The organism is Luteitalea pratensis (assembly GCF_001618865.1).
Taxonomy (GTDB): domain Bacteria; phylum Acidobacteriota; class Vicinamibacteria; order Vicinamibacterales; family Vicinamibacteraceae; genus Luteitalea; species Luteitalea pratensis.
Genome location: NZ_CP015136.1, coordinates 7,146,044 through 7,164,156, shown reverse-complemented (window position 1 = coordinate 7,164,156; position 18,113 = coordinate 7,146,044). Strand labels below are relative to the sequence as shown.

The following is an 18,113-nucleotide window of genomic DNA, read 5'->3' as shown; positions in this document are numbered from 1 at the left end:
ACTCAAACGGCTCACGCGAGCAGGCCGAGTCGTCGCGACGGTTGCCACGCATGCCCCGGAAACACGGGTCGCAGGTCGTCGACGCCGAGGTGCAACGCCAGCACCTCGCTGAATACGTCACGGAAGTCCGTGGTGATGGCGAGGTCGCGACCGTCCACGCGCTGCTCCCGCGTCAGCCCGGGCCACCGGCCGAAGACCCGGCCGCCGCGCACCGGCCCGCCCAGCACGAGCATGGCGTTGCCGTGCCCGTGGTCGGTCCCTCGCGTTCCGTTCTCGGCAATCGTCCGACCGAACTCGGACATCGTCACCACCACGACGTCCTGCATCTGCGTGCCGAGGTCGGTGACCAACGCGCCGAGGGACCGGCCGACGTCACTGAGGCGCAGTGCCAGCTGGCCGTCGGCGCCGCCCTGGTTGACGTGCGTGTCCCAGCCGCCGATCTCGGCGTAGGCCACCTCGAGGCCGACGTCGGCCTTGACCAGTTGCGCGACCTGACGAAGCGCGTTGCCGAACGGCGTGCGTGGGTAGGCGGCGCCGGCTGCAGTGCGCGGACCCCTTGCCTCCACGGCGCGCAACGTCCGCATCGCGTCGAAGGCCTCCTGGCCTGTCTGCCGCAGCACCTGATCGGCTGCTGCCGCGTATTGCGCCTCGAAGGCGTCGCCCGTACGTGCGCCTCCTGCCACGCCCATGCGTTCGATGCTCGACATCGCGAGCGCCGGCGCGTGGCCCTGCAGCATCCTGGGCAATTGCGGCGACAATGCGACGGCGCGCATCGCGCCCGCGTGTTCGGCGTCGTGGCGTTGCGCCATGACGCGATTCAGCCACCCGTCCTGCGTGCTCTTCACGCCGGGCGTGCCGGTCTCCATGTAGTCCTGGGCATCGAAATGCGAACGCGTGGGATCGGGCGATCCGCACGCATGGACCACGGCGAACTGGCCACGCGAATACAGGCCATGCAACGGCTCCAGGCGCGGATGCAGGCCGAAGTGGCCGTCGAGGTCGAGCGCACCGCCGGTGCTGCCGGGTCGCGCGATGGCAATCGTCGGCCGGGCGGCGTAGTACTCGCCGTCGCCATGCGGCACGACCATGTTGAGCCCGTCGACCGCACCGCGCTGGAACACGACCACGACCACCTTGCGCCGCCGTGTCGTGGCGGCGACGGCTCGGGCGAGGAAGTGGGGCGCGAAGCCGAGGCTCAGCAGCGCCACCGCACCCTGCTTCACGAAAACGCGTCGATTCTCACGCATGGTGGTCTACTCCCGCCCGGACCTGAGACCTGAGACCTTGGGACCTTGGGACCTGAGTCCCGACGGTTCATTTCCGTTGAAATTCCGGCGATCCGAGCACGAGCGCAGCCATTTCCGCGGGAATCGACGCCATCGCGACGGTCTTCAGCGTCGCCGGCGACGGATCCCGCAAGAGCAGTGCCCGTGCCATCGACCTGGCCCGCGTCTCCGCATCGTCTCCGTCCGCCTCCGGCAGGCCGGCGGGCGCAACCCCGTGCAAGCGCCCTTGCGTCAGTGCGAGCGCGATGTTCATGCGTTGCACGAGGGCCCCGGCGTTAGTCCATGCGTCCGCGCGGTCGCTGTATCCCGTGGGAGGCTGCGCGAAGTACGGCGGCATGCCCAGCGTGCGAAGTTGCTGCCCCAGGGCGCCTGCCATCCGCACTTCGGCGCCAGTGACGCGGACCGCGCTCGCCACGAATTCCAGCGGCGTCTTGACCTTGGCCAGGCGCGCGCTCCGGTCGATGAACTCGGGTGACCTGACGAGCGCATCGACGGTGGCCCGCAGGTCCCCGCCGGTCTGCAGGAATCGGGACGCCACTCTTGCAACCAGTGCCTCCTGAGGCGTGTCCGACACGAACCGTATCGCCAGCTTTCGCGCGATGAAGCGGGCGGTCGACGGGTGTCGCGCGAGGATGTCCATGACGCGCTCGCCGTCGCCGCGTCCACCGCCGGCGGGCAGCACGTGCCCCAGGATCGTCTTCGCGCCCCGGTCATGACGCCTACCATCGAAGATTGCGTCCCCGCCCTGCCTCGGGGCACGGATCGTCCATCCCGTGAACGCACGCGCCACGTCCACGATGTCAGCCTGGCTGTAGCCGCCATCGACACCGAGCGTGTGCAACTCGAGCAGCTCGCGCGCGTAGTTCTCGTTCAGGCCACCCGGCCCACGCAAGGTCTGCGTGCCGGGAGCGCTGCTCTGCCAGTTGTCCAGGTAGAAGAGCATCGCGGGGCTGCCCGCCACTGCCCCGAGCATCGTCCGGAACGACCCGAAGACATGCGGCCGAATCGCGGTGCGCTCGAAGTCGTACACGTACTGCCGGACCGGTCCCTTGCCCGCGAAGACGTTGAAGTGGTTGAACCAGAAGTCGACGAGCACTTCCTCCAGCTGGCGCTCGGCCGCTGTTGCGCGAACCAGCTTCTGGGTGATGAGTTCGATCAGCACCTGCCGCTGTGGACCACGATCCTCCGCGCGTGGGAAGCGCTCCATGCCGGGCTCGATACCGCCGGCCGCGCGCTCCAACCCGCCGTCGCCTGCACCTGCTGTCTGCATCGACGCCTGCGCCGCGCGTCGCCGCTGCTGCGCCTTCAGGTTCATTTCAGCCAGGGCGCGCGGCGTCAGTGTCAGGGTCGTCAGCGCAGCGAGCCTCGCCTCGAGCCGCGGGTCAGGCACCCGCTGCGGATGCAGTTGCGCCTCGAGCCAGGCGTCGAGCCCCTCGGACTGCAGGCGCTCGACCGTCGCCGGCGTGGCGCCGAACGTGAGGCGATTGGCGGTGTGAATCGCCGCGTCCCGATCGAGGGCGGGCGGCCGACCGGTACCCGAGACGGTCATCGCCGTGGCGGCCACCACGACACCGACCCAGGCCAATGAACGCGAGAATGAAGCGCGCATGACAGAACTCCGGGGAGGCCTCCGTGCTAGCATGCGCCCGTCCCTGCTCCTGCGTTCTGCGCGGAGTTCCGGTTTCACAGAACTTTCTCATTCGATGCCCGTGCGACGCCTGCTGCACGGTGTCCTGCTGTGCGTGCTGACCCTGGGCGCCTGGTCCATGGTCGCGCCTGCCCAGGCACCCATTCCGGTCCACTCCGCCGATCCCGGACGACGACCGAGTCGCGTCGTTCTCACGTGGCGTGACGACCCAGCGCGGACCCAGGCGGTGACCTGGCGCACGGATGCCCTCGTCGAGGAGACCTTCGCCGAGATCGTCGAAGCCAGCGCGAACCCGGGCTCCACGGCGCTGGCGCGCCGATCGCCTGCGCGCACCACGGCCGTGCCCGTTCCGGCCGGAACCGCGTACTACCACGAGGCACGCTTCACGGCCCTCCGGCCGGGCACGACGTACATGTATCGCGTCGGCGACGGCGGCACGTGGAGCGAGTGGTTCCAGTTCCGCACGGCAACCGTGGAGCCCGCCGCCTTCTCTTTCATCTATCTCGGCGACGCGGAGGCTGATGTTGCTTCGCTGTGGTCGCGCGCCATCCGCGCTGCGTTCGCCGACGCGCCCCGCGCGCGCTTCGTGCTTCACGCGGGCGACCTCGTCAACGTCGGCGAGAGCGACGACCAGTGGGGCGAGTGGTTCGGTGCCGGCGCCTGGATCAACGGCACCGTCGCGCAAGTGCCGGTGGTCGGCAACCACGAGTACGGGCGAGTCAATCGCGAGGACCCGCCCCAGCTCACCGCGCTCTGGCGGCCACAGTTCTCCCTGCCCGAAGACGGTCCCGAGGGTCTCTCGGAAACCACCTATTCCTTCGACTACCAGGGCGCGCGTGTCATCGTGCTCAACTCGGCGGAGGACGGACGTCTGGCCGACCAGGCGGCCTGGCTGGAGTCCAGGCTCAAGGACAACAAGAACCGCTGGACGATCGTGGCCTTCCATCACCCGGTGTTCTCGGTCGCCGGCGACGGCGACAATGCGGCGCTGCGTGCGGCCTGGAAACCGCTGTTCGACAAGTACGAAGTGGACCTCGTGCTCACGGGTCACGATCACACCTACGGCCGCGGCGAGAACCTCACCGAAGGCGGGCCGCGGCGCGACGATGCGGGCACCGTGTACGTGGTGTCGGTGAGCGGCCCGAAGATGTTCGAGGTGGGCAAGAATCGCTCCTGGGCAACGCGGACGGGCGCCAACCTGCAGCTCTATCAGGTCGTCCACGTCGCGCCGCAGTCGCTGCGCTTCGAGGCGCGGACCGTGAGCGGCCAGCTCTTCGACGCGTTCGAGATCACGAAGTCGCGCAACGGCCGGCGCCGCTTCATCGACCGCAAGCCCGAACTCTCGGGCACCTACTGAAAGTCCCCTGGCTGTGGCCTGCAGCCTGCAGCCTGCAGGCCGTAGGCCGTAGGCTAGTAGGCCGTAGGCTAGTAGGCCGTAGGCTAGTAGGCCGTCGGCCCTGGGAGGTTTCATTGCTCATGCTTCGTCTTGAACTTCCAGGCGCCGCTTCGTTGCGCGCGGGTGTCCTGCTGGCCTGCGCCTGCGTCGCGCCTGCCTGCACCGTGGCATCCCAGGAACTGCAGCCACTCACGCCGGACGCTCTCGCGCGCACCTGGGAGGCCGAGCGCCTGCCGCTGCCGGCACCGCCGCTGGTCACGCACGCCATCGTCGAAGCGCGGGTGGCGCGGCTGGTACGCGAGAGCGGCGGGCTCGTCACGAGCGAGGTGCTTGGGACGTCGGTCGAAGGCCGCGCGATTCACCACCTCACCATCGGTCGGGGCGCAAAGCCCGTCCTTCTCTGGTCCCAGATGCACGGCGACGAGCCGACGGCCACGTCCGCCCTGTTCGATCTGTGCCAGTGGCTCGTCAGGCACCGACAGGAACCGATCGTCGCGCGCCTGCTGGACAGCCTGACCCTGCACATCGTGCCAATGCTCAACCCCGATGGCGCCGAGCGTTTCCAGCGACGCAACGCGCAGTTCATCGACATCAACCGCGACGCGTTGCATCTCCAGACGCCCGAGGGGCGGCTGCTCAAGGGCCTGCGCGACCGGGTCGAGCCGGTCATCGGCTTCAACCTTCACAACCAGAACTGGCGCACCTCGGTCGGGACGCCGCCGCAACCCGCCGCCGTGTCGCTGCTCGCAGTGGCGTACGACGAAGCGCGCTCCGAGGATCCGCGTCGTCAGCTCACCAAGCGAACATGCAGCGTGATCGTCGAGGCGCTGCGCCCGTTGGCCTCCGGTCGCATCGGTCGCTACGACGACGAATTCGAGGTGCGGGCGTTTGGCGACAACATCACGAAGTGGGGCACAGGGGTCGTGCTCATCGAGACCGGTCCCTGGCCTGGGCCCGAGCCGGATCGCACGCTCGTACAACTCAATTTCGTCGCGCTCGTGACCGCGCTCGACGCCATCGCCAGCGCCCGGGTGTCAAACGTCGATCCCTCGCTGTACGAGAGGTTGCCGGAGAACCAGTCCGACCTGTTCCACACCCTCGTGATGGGCGGCACGGTCATTCCCGGCACTGGTGTAACTCCGTTCCGTGCCGATGTGGGGATAGTCGGGACGCGAGTCGTGCGGCAGGGGCCGGGCGGTCGAGTCCTGCAGTGGCAGGGCAGCATCCAGGACGTCGGCGACCTGCGCGTGTACGGTGCGCTCGAGACAGTGGACGCAAGCGGCCTCTTCGTCAGCCCGGCGTACACCGCCGCCGCCGTCGGCGACGAAGTGTCGTTGCCGCCAGGGAACGCGACCGCGTCCACACCCAGGGTCGTCCCAGGCGGACCGGCGCGGCTCTGGCTCCTTCGTGGCGGGTCCGTGCCCGACAGGTATAGGCTGGAGCGCATCGTCGACCTGCCCTGACAGTCGTTCGCCGGCATCACGCATGTCCAAACCCCAGGTCACCACACCGATGGCCGCACTCGCGGCGACTGCCGACCAGACGGCGAGGCGCGAGCAGGCCACCGTGAGCGCCTGGGGCGAGTTGATGCAGGCGGCTCGCGTGACGGCGGCAGAGCAGGACCTGGACCTTCGCTACGTGGCCGTACTCGACCAGCCCGGCATGCCTGACGTGTCGCACGTCATCGGGCAACTCGAGACCGAGGTCTACAGCGGCGACGTTGCCGAGCGGCTCGTGGCCATCAAGCGCGCGGCGATCGAACGCGGGCGCCCGCACCAGGGCCGCGTCGAACTCGAGCACGACGGCCGTTCGTGTTCCTTCGAGGTGACGGCGACACCACGGCGCAACGAACGCGGCGAGGTCGTGGGCGTCCTCTCGATGGCCGTGGATCTCAGCGATGCGCTGCGCGCGCACGAGCAGCATCGCACCAGCCAGGGCCGGCTGGCCGGCATCCTCGACTCGGCGATGGACGCCATCGTCAGCACCGGCCCGGATCATCGCGTGCTGTTCTTCAACCCCGCGGCCGAGCGGATGTTCGGTGTGCCTGCGGCGCAGGCGATCGGCAGCGACGTGACCCGCTTCGTGCCGCCGGCTGCGGGCGACGAGCACTCCGCGCTGATTCGCCACCTTGACGGACTCACCACCGGGGACCGCCGCATCACGGTCAGCGATCTTTGCGCGGTGCGTGCATCCGGCGAGGCGTTTCCGATCGAGGCGTCCATCGCGCACACCGGTGCGGCCGACGACCAGCTGTTCACGATCATCATCCGGGACCGCACCGAGCGGGATCAGCTGCAGGCGCACCTCCTGCAGTCGCAGAAGCTCGAAGGCATCGGCCGTCTTGCCGGTGGGGTCGCCCACGACTTCAACAACCTGCTCACCGTGATCCTGGGCTACTGCGAGCTGCTGCGCATGCGCCAGCGCGGCGGCACCGAGCTCGAAGAGATCAACAACGCGGCCCGACGCGCGAGCCAGCTCACGCGACAGCTCCTCGCCTTCAGTCGGCGGCAGGTGCTGCACGTCGAGACCCTCGATCTCAATACCCTGATCAGGGGCCTGCACCGGATGCTGCGCCGGATCGTCGGCGAGGACGTGGGGCTCACGACCCACCTGGCCGAAGAGCAGCTCTGGGTCGTCGCCGATTTCGGTCAACTGGAGCAGGTGTTGCTCAACCTGGTAGGCAACGCGCGAGACGCCATGCCTGCGGGCGGTTCGCTTCGCATCGCGACACGCATCATCGACAGGCCGGTCCACGCCGAGTCGTCCGGTCGTCCCTCGGTGGAGCTGATGATCCAGGACAATGGCGTCGGGATGGCCGAGGAGGTGCGCAGTCGCATCTTCGAGCCGTTCTTCACGACCAAGGGTGATGCCGGCACAGGTCTTGGCCTCGCGACGGTGTACGGGATCGTCACGCAGACCGGCGGCGAAATCGAATGTGACAGCGCGCCTGGCGCCGGGACGACTTTCCGCGTATTCCTGCCGCTCGCACAGGCGCAACGCGAACCGTCGGCGGGTGCGTCCGTGTCGCGTCACCCGGCGCACGGCCACGAGACCGTGCTGCTCGTCGAGGACGAGCCGATCGTGCGTGAACTCGCTGCCCGTGCACTGCGGCAGTACGGCTACAAGGTGCTCGAGGCGCAGGATGCCGAGAGCGCCCTCCGGTTCATGGATCTCCCGAACCTGGGCATCGTCGTCTCCGACGTCGTGATGCCGGGGCGCACCGGCGACGATCTGTCGGCGGAGTTCGCGCGCCGGCGGCCCGGCCTGCCGGTGCTCCTGATGACCGGCTACTCCGAGGCCATGCTGCAGCGGCCCGTGGACCCGGCCCACCTGCTTCGCAAGCCGTTCACGCCGACGGAACTCATCGCGAAAATCCGCGCCCTGCTGGACCGGTCGCCCACGGCCGGCGCCTGATCGGCAAGTCGGCGGCCCGCCTACCCTGCCGTTCGCGGCGCGGAAGGGGGTCCCCGTATACTTCTCCATCGTGCCTACGCCCGACGTGCTCTGGGATGTGGTTGGCCTCGGGGCCAACGCCGTCGACTTCGTCTACCGGCTGCCCGCCGTTCCCCAGGCGACCGGCAATTTCTCCAAGATGCGGATCAGTCGCGAGACGATCAGCTGCGGTGGCCAGATGACCACCGCGCTGGTGGCGTGTGCGCGATTCGGCCTGCGCGCCAAGTACATCGGCGCCACCGGCACCGACGACAACGGCCGTCGCATCCGTCGCGAACTCGCGCACCACAGCGTCGATTGCACTGACGCCATCATCAAGGACGCCCGCAACCAGTACGCGGTGATCATGGTCGACGAGGTCACGGGCGAACGTATCGTGCTGTGGGACCGCGACGAGAAGCTGCATCTCAGGCCGCACGAGATCCCCGCGCGCGCCATCGTCTCCGCGCGGCTGCTGCACGTGGACGACGTCGACCAGGAAGCGGCGATCGTCGCTGGCGAGATCGCGAAGACCGCCGGGCTCGTGGTGACCAGTGACATCGATCGACTCACGCCGCGGACGGTCGATCTGGTGAGGGCGGTGACGGTGCCGATCTTCGCCGAGCACGTACCGACCGGGCTCACGGGCACGAAGGACCTCGCCTCGGCCCTGCGCCAGTTGCGGGAGATGCATCCGGGGCTGCTCTGCGCCACCATCGGCGCCGAAGGCGCCATCGCGCTCGATGGCGATCGCCTGGTGCACTCGCCCGGCTTCAAGGTGCAGGCCGTGGACACGACCGGCGCCGGCGACGTGTTCCGGGCTGGCTTCATCTACGGCACGTTGCAGGGTTGGTCCACCGACCAGGTGCTGCGATTCGCCAACGCGGCGGCGGGCCTGAGCTGCACCCGTCCAGGTGCGATCGGCGGTGTCCCAGCGCTCGAAGAGATCGAGGCGTTGCTCGAGGCGGCCCCCGCGTGAAGGTAGGGACCGCTCTCCGAGCGGTCCACCACCACCGCCAGGCGTTCCTCGAACGGCCCACTTTGCGGAGATGGACGCCTCGGAGAGGCGTCCCTACCTAGAGAGCTGATCACGTAACGCGGCCCGTGGACATGGGGGATCGACTCGGGGATCGGGAACGGCCCACTTTGCGGAGATGGACGCCTCGGAGAGGCGTCCCTACCTAGGCGACGCGCGCCGGCACCCCGAGTTGCTCGGCAACGCGCCGCGCCGCCGCGGCACCGGCGTGCAGTGCCCCCTCCATGTATCCGGGGAAGGCGCATGCACAGTGCTCGCCCGCGAACTGCAGGCGGCCGATGCCGTCCCAGAGCGTCGCGCCGACCCGCATGATCTGGCCCGGCGCCGGGAAGGAGTACGAACCCTTGACCCAGGTGTCGGACGGCCAGTCCATGAACCGCGTCTGGACGATCGACGAGGGCAGCGCCTTGTAAACGGGCGACAGCACCTGCATGTAGCGGCGCATTCGCTCCTCCGGTGTCCACGACCTGACCTCCTCCGCCCCAGGCCCGCCGGAAAAGGCATTCAGGCACATCCCCGGACCGTGCTGGTTCTCGGTCTGGTGCCATGTCATCTGGACCGGCCCACTCGAAAGGAAGTTCGGCGATAGTCTGGCGCGGCTCCAGAACTCACTCTTCACCCGCATCAGGAACTTGACGTTCGCGCCGACCTGCGGCTGGATGTGCGCTGGCAACACCGGGTCGAAGGCGATGCGATTCCACGTGTTCGGTGGCACGGCGATCACCACCTGGTCGCATTCGAGCGTACGGCCGTCCGCCAGCCGCACGCGCACTCCCGACGATGACGTCGCCACGTGCGTGGCGGGCGTCTTCAAAGTGATCCGGTCGCGGCCGACGCTGTCAGCCAGCCGTTCGGCCAGCTGCTGGTTGCCTTGTTTGCAGCGGTACAGCTCGGAGTCGGTCCAGAAGGCTTCGACGCCGCCACCCTTCACCATCGCGAGGTGACCGAGGTAGCTCTGCCACTCCGTCCGCACGCCGTTGTCTGCGGTGAGCATCGCGTCGATGGCGCCACGGCACGTCTCCGAGCACGAGAGGCCACGCACCCAGTCGCCCACCGTCTTGAGGTCGAGGGCGCTGGCGTCGTCTGCGAGCCACGGCCGATCGGCGTCGACCAGCTTTCTCGCGTCCTCGTTCATCGTCGCGAACGCGGCCTCCATCTCGACAAACAGAGCGTGGGCGTCGCTCGCCGTGAGACGACGTCCGTCGAGGACGACCGGATCGGAGAGACCCTCGTCGTCGGTCATCGGGTTCATCTCGAGCCCGAAGCGCTTCGCATAGGCCTGCCACAGTACGTGGTTAGAGCCAATCAACTCGGCGCCACCTTCGACGACCTTGCCCGGCACGAAGTCCCTGAAGGACAGGACGCGGCCGCCGACACGGTTGCGCGCCTCGATGACCTGGACATCGAGGCCTGCGCTCGCGAGTTCGTAGGCCGCCGTCAGGCCTGAGAATCCCGCGCCGACGACGATGACGCGGCCGCGTCCGGCGGCGCCCTGCGCGTGGCTTCGGCTGCTGAGGAGCAACCCGGCGCCCGCGGAGAGCGACGTCAGCAGCATCTGGCGACGGGTCAATCCGTCCCGCCGATCGGGGGAATAGCGGTCGTGCAGGCGCGCGTAGAGGGAACGCATCGATCTGGAACAACGTCGTCGGCACCGGGCTCGAACAGGCGAATGCCGCGATAATGCCTCTGCGATGTCCGACGCGACGTTTGCGGTGGTGGGCGCGGGAGCGGTCGGTGGGTACTACGCGGCGCGGCTGGCGCACGCGGGGTTCGACGTGGCGCTGTTGGCGCGCGGCGCTCACCTCGAGGCGATCCGGTCACGCGGGCTCTGGGTGTGGAGTCCGCTTGGAGACCTCGTGGTTCACCCTCGCGTCTCGGCCGACGCCGCCGGGATCGGACCGGCCGACGTGGTGCTGTACGCGGTCAAGACCTACGACAACGCCACGGCGCTGCCGTTGCTCGGACCGTTGCTGGGGCCGGACACGCTCGTGGTCACGCTGCAGAACGGGGTGTCGAGCGCGGCGGACGTCGGCACCGTCGTCGGCGTGGACCGGGTACTCGCCGGACCCACCTATATCGCCACGGCCCTGAAGGCTCCAGGCCTGATCCAGCAGACGGGCACGCATCGACGCATCGTGTTCGGCGAGATCCCCGACACGGTAGGGCCGGCTCTCCGAGCCCGGCCTTCTGCGGAGCCTTCCCCACGAGTTCTGGCCTTGGCCGAGTTACTTCGGCGCGCCGACATCCAGGCCGAACCGGTGGCCGACGCGCGTGTCCCCCTGTGGGAGAAGTTCGTCTATCTCGCGCCGTTTGCCGCCGTTACCGGCGCCGCACGGCAGCCCGCCGGCGTGGTGTGGTCGACGCCGGCATTGCGCGCGACGCTCGACGCTGCCTTCGCCGAGACCGAGGCGGTTGCGCGCGCCGAGGGGATTGCCGTCGCCCCTGACGTGCTCGATCGTGTCCGTGGCTACATGGACGCACTGCCCGCCGGCACGCGATCTTCGCTGCTCATCGATCTTCAAGCCGGCAAGCGGATCGAACTCGACGCACTGGCCGGCGACGTCGTGCGTCGCGGTGCCGCCCTGGGCGTGCCAACGCCCGTGATGGCGACGCTGGCGTCCACGCTCACTCCGTACATCGGAGGTAGTTCCCGGTGAGCCGCTGGTGACACTGCTCGGCATCGTCGGCGTGATGGCGCTGGGCGCGCTCGGCGGCATGGTCGGCGCGCTGCTCGGCCTGGGCGGCGGCGTATTCCTGGTGCCGGCGCTGACCCTCGTGTACGGCTTGCCGTTCCGCCAGGCCGCTGGCATCGGCCTGATGACGGTGATTGCGACGTCCAGCGTCGTGTCGGCGCAGAAGCTGGGCGATGGCACGGTCAACTTCCGCCTCGGGATCGTCCTCGAGATCGCGACCACGATCGGTGGCCTGGCCGGCGGCCTGACGGCGCAGGCGCTGCCGCAGCGTACGCTGCGGCTGCTCTTCGGCGCCGTCGCGTTGTTCATCGCCGGCGTGATGTTCCGCGAGATTTATCGGCGGACGACGGACCAGGAGAGCACGGACGGCACGGGCTGGCTGGGTGGGCAGTGGTATTGCGACGAACAGAAACGGCTGCGCGCCTACCGCGTGCGGCGACTGCCGCTGGCCCTGTTTGTGTCGTTCCTCGCCGGTAACGTCTCGGGCCTGCTCGGCATCGGTGGCGGCATCCTCAAGGTGCCGGCACTGACGACGTGGTGCGGTGTGCCGCTGCGCGTCTCGGCCACGACGAGCGCGATGATGATCGGGGTGACGGCAGCGGCTTCCGCGCCGTTGTACTACGCGGCGGGCGAGATCCCGCCGATGTATGCGGCAGCCTCGGTGCTCGGCGTCATGGTGGGCACGCGCGGCGGCTTCTGGATCGCGGAGCGTGCGAAGGCGCGCGGGCTGAAGGTGCTGCTTGGCCTCGTGCTGGTGTTTGTGGCCGTCATGATGCTGGTGCGCGCATGACCACGTTCGAGACAGTCCTCGCACGTACGCTTCGCACCGGTGTGATGGTCAGCACCGGCCTGCTTGCGGCCGGCCTGTGTCTTGCTCTTGCCCGGCCAGGGCCCGCGGCCGACCTGCTGCTGCAGACCGGCCTGATCGTGCTGATGGGGACGCCAATGGCGCGGGTGCTGATCTCCTGCGCCGAATACGTGCGCGAGCGCGACTGGTTCTTCGCGGTCAATGCCTTCGGCGTCCTGGTCGTCCTCGCCGTGACCATCTGGCACGCGTGGCGCGGCTGACCGCGCACCTCTTTCACTCCCCACCCAGCAGCCGTTCGCGGACGACGGGCGACAGTCGCGGAAAGTCCGCGGCCACGGTAGCCCTCGATTCCTGGCCGAGCGCGTAGAGCGTGGCGGCGGCCGCCTGCAATTCGCCCTGCGCCCGCTCATCGTCAGCGGTGCGCATCAGCCTGGCCGTTAGCCGCACGACGCGCCGCCGCAGCGGATGTGTCGCCGCAACCTTCGGGACCGGGAGGCTCGCGATCAGGCTCGTGGTCACATGGCCGCCCAGATACCGGCGTACGAACCAATCCGCCACCAGGCTGTTCAACATGCCGCACAGGTACAGCTGCGTAGGTAGTCCCAGCCGGGTGCGCAGGCAGAACAGCGTGTGCGTGCTGACGCAGGCAGGTGGCAGCAACGCCGCGATCAGCGAGCGCATGTTCGTCGCCGACGACACGTCACGGTAGGCGAGTCGCCACTGCCGCCACCGCTGGTCGGGGAGTGCGCGGGCCGCGTCCACGACGGAGACCCACGAGGCCGTATCCGGCGGGCATACCGAGAACGCCTGCAGGTGCTTGCCGTCGACGACCGCGAGGCCGCCATCGGGGATCGGACCGCTGCGCAACAGCGCCCTGTCTTCGGTGGCGTTCAGCTCGCGGCCGAACCGCAGGTGCCAATGCGCGCCACCGAGCCGCGGAAACGACAGCAACTGCCCGAGCAGACGCACCTGGTCGCCGTCGCGGACCCATGGCACCGCCTCCAGATCGCCGCTCGCCTGGCGCAGGAGCGTGCGCGGCAGCAGCCGCGGCGCCTCCGTTGCCCGCTGTGTGCGGACTGCCGTCGTCGCCAGCACGCCATCGTCCACGAGCATGGCCTCGGTCGGGCCGCCGCTGGTACCCGTCATGGCGACAATGCGGACGGAGCGGTGGATGGGGAAGATGGCGTCCCGGTTGTCGAAGATCGAGAGCTGATCGACCGAGACACGGTCGAGGACGAGCCGACGGAGTGCCGCCGCGCCGTGGTCGACCAGCATCCCGCCAGGCAGCAGACAGCCGAGCCGTCCGGCTGGTCTCACGAGTTGGAGCATTCGCTCGAGAAACAACTGGTAGCTGTTCACGTGGCCGCCGACTTCGCGGTACAGCCCGCTCCTGCGAACGAATCGCAGCAGTGGTGCGAGGTCGTTTCTCGCCGCGGTGCGGTCGGCTCCGCTGCCGAGATCGCCACGCAGCATCTCCCATGGAGGGTTCGCGATCACCGCGTCGAAGCCATGGCGGCCGTTCTCGAACATCTCCGGGAACTCGAGACTCCAGTGCAGACAGTGCTGCGCATCGGCCGATGCCAGCCAGCAATCGGTGAATTGGTAGACCTGTGCAGCGCCGGCGCCCGGGCTCGCGCCACCCACCCTGAGAGCCTCGTCCACGGCCCGCCACAGTCCGCTCGTGGGCGGATCGACCTCCATTGCCGCGCCACACCAGGCATCGGCGCGGGCCCGCCACGCGGCGAGCACCTTCCGCGATCGCAGGCTCGCAAGGGCGCGCGACTTGTCGCCGGCCGCAGCGGCGGACTCGGTCGGTCGCGCCACGAGCGCTTCCATCATCGGACCGATCTCGGCGGCCTCGTGATGCCACTGCTCCAGGTCGAACAGCGTCAACTGGGCATCCGCGCGGCGCCGTGGCCATCGGTCGCGTCCGGGCAGACGCGACAGAATCGTGGACGGCGAGGTACCCACCAGGCTGTTGCCGACGCGCAGATGTGCATCCAGCCACGTGAGCGGGCGATCGGGAGCCATCGAGAGCAACCAGATCGAGAGCCGTGCCACGTCCACCGCCCTGGCGTTGACGTCGACGCCGTAGAGGCATTGCTCGGCTATGCAGCGTGGCAGCGACTCGCGCTCGTGCCTCGGTACGTCGAGCGGGCCGCCGAGTCCCTCGCGAATCCAGGCCGCCTCCACGGCGGCGACCAGGTAGCGCAAGGCACTCGCGAGCAGCGCGCCGCTTCCCATCGCTGGATCGAGGATGCGCAGGCCGAGGATCTCGCGTGACGAGGCGCCGCGGACGAGAGGATCGAGCGTCCGCTCCACCAGCATGTCGGCAAGGACGCGCGGCGTGTAGAACGCACCTGTGCGCTTGCGCAACAGCGCCGGCGATCCGTCCGCGACTGGCGGCGACATCAAGCGCTCGTACAGCGAGCCGAGGTGCTCGACGCCGAGTTCGCCGAAGTCGATCGGGGTTCCGCTTCGCGGGCCGCTCCCGTGCGTGAGCTGTGCCAGCATCGTTCCGAGTTCCGCGTCGGCGATGCGCCCCGAGCGCCGGGCCTTGAGGGTGCCCGAGAACAATGGGCCGCCCAGCGCACGCACCGTCAGTCCCCCGAGTTCCGCGCCGTCCCGGCCCAGCCGGCCGATGGCCGCGAGGCCCTCGTGCACGCCGACGGCACTGACCCGAGTCGGCGCGCTCTCGCGCGCGAGCGACGACACGGCGTAGCTCCGGCGATAGGCCGGATGCCACATGGGCAACAGCGAGCGGGATTCGGCAAACAGCAGGAAGAGCCACTGGAAGACGAGCATCACGTGCGCGTCGTGATCGCCGTCCGCTCGTCGAGCCAGCCCGGCGAGCGCCGAGGACACCCCGTCGCGCAGCGCCGCCGCCGCCCCCGCACCTTCGCTGGCGCTCGAGGTCACGAGTCGCTCGAGCCACGGCATGTCCGGTGTCCGGGCACTGCGCGTACTCCGGACCAGCTGGCCCAGCAGCCAGAGCACCTGCCAGACGCGGGCGTCGATCGACGCGTGTGCCAGGTCGATCGCCATGTGCTCGCGCGCATAGGGCCGCGTGGCGTCGTACCACCGCCAGGACTGCCCATTGCAGGCAGCGACCCAGCGCGTATCGCGCGCAGCCCCGAGTCGCGTCGCTGCGCGCTGTAGTCCCTCGTGCGCCATGCCCCAGGGCATGGCCACGAGCAGCTGACGCACCGGGCCGAGCGCGGCCTCGCCCACGCGCATGTGGATGCCACCCACTGGCACGGCGGCGTCGCGTCGGGGCGACCATCCGAGCGCCTCCGCGCACGGTCGCACGAGGTGCTCCCACACGGCAGCCGCGCCGCTCGCGGGGCCGAGGGTCTCGCTCGCGCCTCGCCACGTGCAGATGCATCGTCGCATCGCCCGAGCGGCCGCTTCCTCCGACGCACCATGGAGCAGTGCCGTTGCGAGGTGGCGCTCGACTACTCGCGACCACACGCGGCCACCCGTCACCCATGCCGCACTCATCGCACACCGGCAGCGGGTCCGATCATCGTCTCGCCCTCCAGCGTGGCCCACAGGTCCGGCTGGCGCCTGGTGGGTCGAATTTCATGGCCATGGGGCGCATCGGCAAACAGGTCCGGCATCGCGTTCATCGACTCGTCCATTTCGATCGCGCGTGCGGCGTCGGCCTCCCAGCGGGTGAGGCGACGTACCAGCCATACGGCCCGTGTCACCCTGCCTCGCATTGCTCCCTGCCGCGCCGCCGACGTCAGGTCCGGAGGTCCGGAGGAGTCACCTGCTACGAGCACTGGCACCCGTGAGGCGGACAGCTCTGGCCCGCCGGCGATGCGCCAGGTGGCCGTCCACACCGCTGTCGTCCCGATCGGCAGCTCGAGCCGCGACACGAGTCGTCGCCAACGACGTGGAGGTAGCGCGCACGCGCGAATCGCGGGCACGTCGCGGTCGCGTTCAGGCGCGGCGCCGGCGGCTGGCCGCTCCTGCGCGACGTCGAGCGCCAACCTGCGCGCCGCCACGGCGGTGCGTCTGCAAGTGGTCGCCCCTGCGCCTGCGATCCACTGCTTGTCGCGCTGCGTCCGCGCCTGCAGGCGCTCCATGGCCTCGCGGTCCTCACGTGTCAGGCTGGAGATGATGACCGCGTGGACGCGGCGGGACTGGCCATAGCGATCCAGCCGGCCCGTGCGCTGCTCGAAGATGCGGCTCGACGAGGGGACCTCGGCATGGACCACGAGACGGCACCGCGCGTGGAGGTTAAGGCCCTCGGCGGCCGTGTCGGTGGCCAGCAGCACCGCAGCATCACCCACGGTGAACGACCGGATCGCATGAGCGCGCAGGGCGTCCGGCTGTTCGCCGTGCACCATCACCACGCCTTCGGCCGGCAGCAGGGCGCGGAGCGCCCGCAGCGTGTCGAGGAACGCCGTGAAGACCACCACTGGCTCGCGACATCGCCGCACCAGGCGCCGTACGCATCCGAGTTTCCGGCCAGCGGGCGGCACCTGCCGGGCGAGCTCGAGCAACCTCTCCAGTTCCGTTCGCTCGGCAGTCGCGTCTGACCACGCCACGACGCGCATGACCTCATCGTCTCGTTCGTCCTGGCTCGTGAATGGGTCGGGTTCGAACAGCGAGGGAAGCACAGACGGAGTGCCAGTCGTCGCCGACTCCCCAAGCACCTCGAGCCGGCGTTCGAGCGAGCGCCGCAGGGCCGCCGGGCAGGATGAGGCCCGGCGTCGGAGCACCAGGGCGGGCAGGAGCCCGCGAGCGCCGGACTCGACGCGTGCCCGCTCGACGAACCGATCCAGGCGCGCGCAGAGCGCCGCATGATCGGCGTCGAGGCCAGCGCGCAGCGCGAGCGAACGGCGGTGTGGTCGCGACAAGAGCGACGCGTCTCGCCTCACCACTGGCATCGGCGCCTCTCCGGCCCGTGCGCCCAGCCGGCGCAAGCCGTCGGCCGCGCCGCCGGCGGAGGGCGTGGCAGTCAGCAGCAGCATACGCACGCTCGCGCCGGCCACGCGCGACACGGCCTCGAGCCTGGCGGTTCCCGGCGCGGCGGCGTGCGCCTCGTCGACGACCAGGAGTGTCCATCGCGTACGTACGAGCAGGGCGACGACGTCGGGTTGACGAAGCAGGTCGATGGACATCAGCCAGCAGGTGCCGGCCCGGGCTGCATCAACCATGGCGCGGGGGTATTCGGCTTCACGGCGCAGCGCCGCGGCATCGAGCACCGCTGGCGTGAGGCATGCCCGGGTACGCAACTCGGTGGCCCATTGCGCCACGAGGGTCGCTGGCGTGATCACCAGAGTGGTGGCGTCGGGCTCGCGCGCGTGGATCTCGTGCAGCAACACACCGGCTTGAATCGTCTTGCCCATGCCGACGGCGTCGGCGAGCAGCACGCGTCGATGGTGCCCGGACAGGACCATCATCGCCGGCACGAGCTGCCACGCCAGTGCGGCAACCGGCAGCGTCGTCGCCGTGGCCGGCCACCAGACCGGCGCATGCGAGCGCACGTGCGCGACGGCATCACGGATCCACGTTTGCCGCGACACCGCGCGCCTGCCCATGCGCATTGCCGATACTTCGTCCGGTGGCGATGCGATCAGGCGGGGAACTTCCGCTTTTCTGACGAGACGCCACAGGGTCGTGCCGCCGGCACTGCGCTTGTCGAGCACGCGCCACGTGCGAGCCCGACACCAGACTCGCGCGGAGGTGCCATCGGCCGGCGCGGCTGCGTCGCTTGGCCTGACTTCGGTGTGCAGCATCTGCCATCTCCCCTGCGCCAGCCGTTGGCGACTTCTGCGATCAGATCGAGCGGAACGCGCGAGA

At 69.5% G+C, this 18,113-nt stretch carries 12 protein-coding genes; 7 read left to right on the top strand and 5 right to left on the bottom strand.

Translation table 11 applies throughout. From position 1 onward, the window contains the following. Positions 1–11: 11 nt before the first annotated feature. Positions 12–1,247 carry a DUF1501 domain-containing protein gene (locus LuPra_RS30115; protein WP_110174203.1) on the bottom strand — a complete coding sequence of 412 codons (1,236 nt, stop codon included), beginning with the start codon at positions 1,245–1,247 and terminating at the stop codon, positions 12–14. A gap of 67 nt (positions 1,248–1,314) precedes the next feature. After that, positions 1,315–2,895, bottom strand: coding sequence for a DUF1800 domain-containing protein (locus LuPra_RS30110; protein ID WP_157899863.1), 1,581 nt, complete (start codon positions 2,893–2,895; stop codon positions 1,315–1,317). Between the two features lie 94 nt (positions 2,896–2,989). On the opposite strand from LuPra_RS30110, the gene LuPra_RS30105 reads away from it, so the two are divergent. The 4 genes from LuPra_RS30105 (at position 2,990) to LuPra_RS30090 (ending at position 8,741) form a co-directional block, all read left to right on the top strand. Further along, entirely contained in the window at positions 2,990–4,291 is a 1,302-nt protein-coding gene (locus LuPra_RS30105) for a purple acid phosphatase family protein (protein ID WP_162472863.1), read from the top strand. A gap of 119 nt (positions 4,292–4,410) precedes the next feature. After that, a complete protein-coding gene (locus LuPra_RS30100; RefSeq protein WP_110174201.1) occupies positions 4,411–5,793 on the top strand; it encodes a M14 family zinc carboxypeptidase in 1,383 nt (460 codons plus the stop codon). A 22-nt stretch (positions 5,794–5,815) separates the two neighbouring features. After that, on the top strand, positions 5,816–7,744 hold the full coding sequence (locus LuPra_RS30095) for a hybrid sensor histidine kinase/response regulator (RefSeq protein WP_110174200.1): 1,929 nt from the start codon (positions 5,816–5,818) through the stop codon (positions 7,742–7,744). 70 nt (positions 7,745–7,814) lie between these two features. Beyond that, the gene (locus LuPra_RS30090) at positions 7,815–8,741 is read left to right on the top strand and encodes a carbohydrate kinase family protein (protein WP_157899861.1); all 927 of its coding nucleotides are present in this window, start codon (positions 7,815–7,817) and stop codon (positions 8,739–8,741) included. Positions 8,742–8,943: 202 nt separating this feature from the next. Here the strand turns inward: LuPra_RS30090 and LuPra_RS30085 are convergent, their stop codons facing one another. Next, complete coding sequence (locus LuPra_RS30085; RefSeq protein WP_110174198.1) at positions 8,944–10,425, bottom strand: flavin monoamine oxidase family protein; 1,482 nt, start codon at positions 10,423–10,425, stop codon at positions 8,944–8,946. Between the two features lie 64 nt (positions 10,426–10,489). On the opposite strand from LuPra_RS30085, the gene LuPra_RS30080 reads away from it, so the two are divergent. From LuPra_RS30080 to LuPra_RS30070, 3 genes are read left to right on the top strand one after another with little or no spacing between them, the layout of a single operon-like run. Next, positions 10,490–11,455: a ketopantoate reductase family protein gene (locus tag LuPra_RS30080; RefSeq protein WP_110174197.1), complete on the top strand. Its 966-nt coding sequence runs from the start codon at positions 10,490–10,492 to the stop codon at positions 11,453–11,455. A gap of 7 nt (positions 11,456–11,462) precedes the next feature. After that, positions 11,463–12,281: a sulfite exporter TauE/SafE family protein gene (locus tag LuPra_RS30075; RefSeq protein ID WP_110174196.1), complete on the top strand. Its 819-nt coding sequence runs from the start codon at positions 11,463–11,465 to the stop codon at positions 12,279–12,281. Further along, positions 12,278–12,559 (top strand): DUF1634 domain-containing protein, encoded by a 282-nt coding sequence (locus LuPra_RS30070; RefSeq protein WP_110174195.1) that lies wholly within the window; start codon positions 12,278–12,280, stop codon positions 12,557–12,559. Before LuPra_RS30075 ends, LuPra_RS30070 begins: the two co-directional genes overlap by 4 nt. A gap of 13 nt (positions 12,560–12,572) precedes the next feature. Here LuPra_RS30070 and LuPra_RS30065 read toward each other — a convergent pair whose 3' ends face one another. Beyond that, positions 12,573–15,800, bottom strand: a complete 3,228-nt coding sequence (locus LuPra_RS30065; RefSeq protein WP_110174194.1) for an Eco57I restriction-modification methylase domain-containing protein — start codon at positions 15,798–15,800, stop codon at positions 12,573–12,575. Beyond that, entirely contained in the window at positions 15,797–18,049 is a 2,253-nt protein-coding gene (locus LuPra_RS30060; RefSeq protein ID WP_110174193.1) for a DEAD/DEAH box helicase, read from the bottom strand. The genes LuPra_RS30065 and LuPra_RS30060 overlap by 4 nt, the downstream gene beginning before the upstream one ends. Positions 18,050–18,113 lie beyond the last annotated feature (64 nt).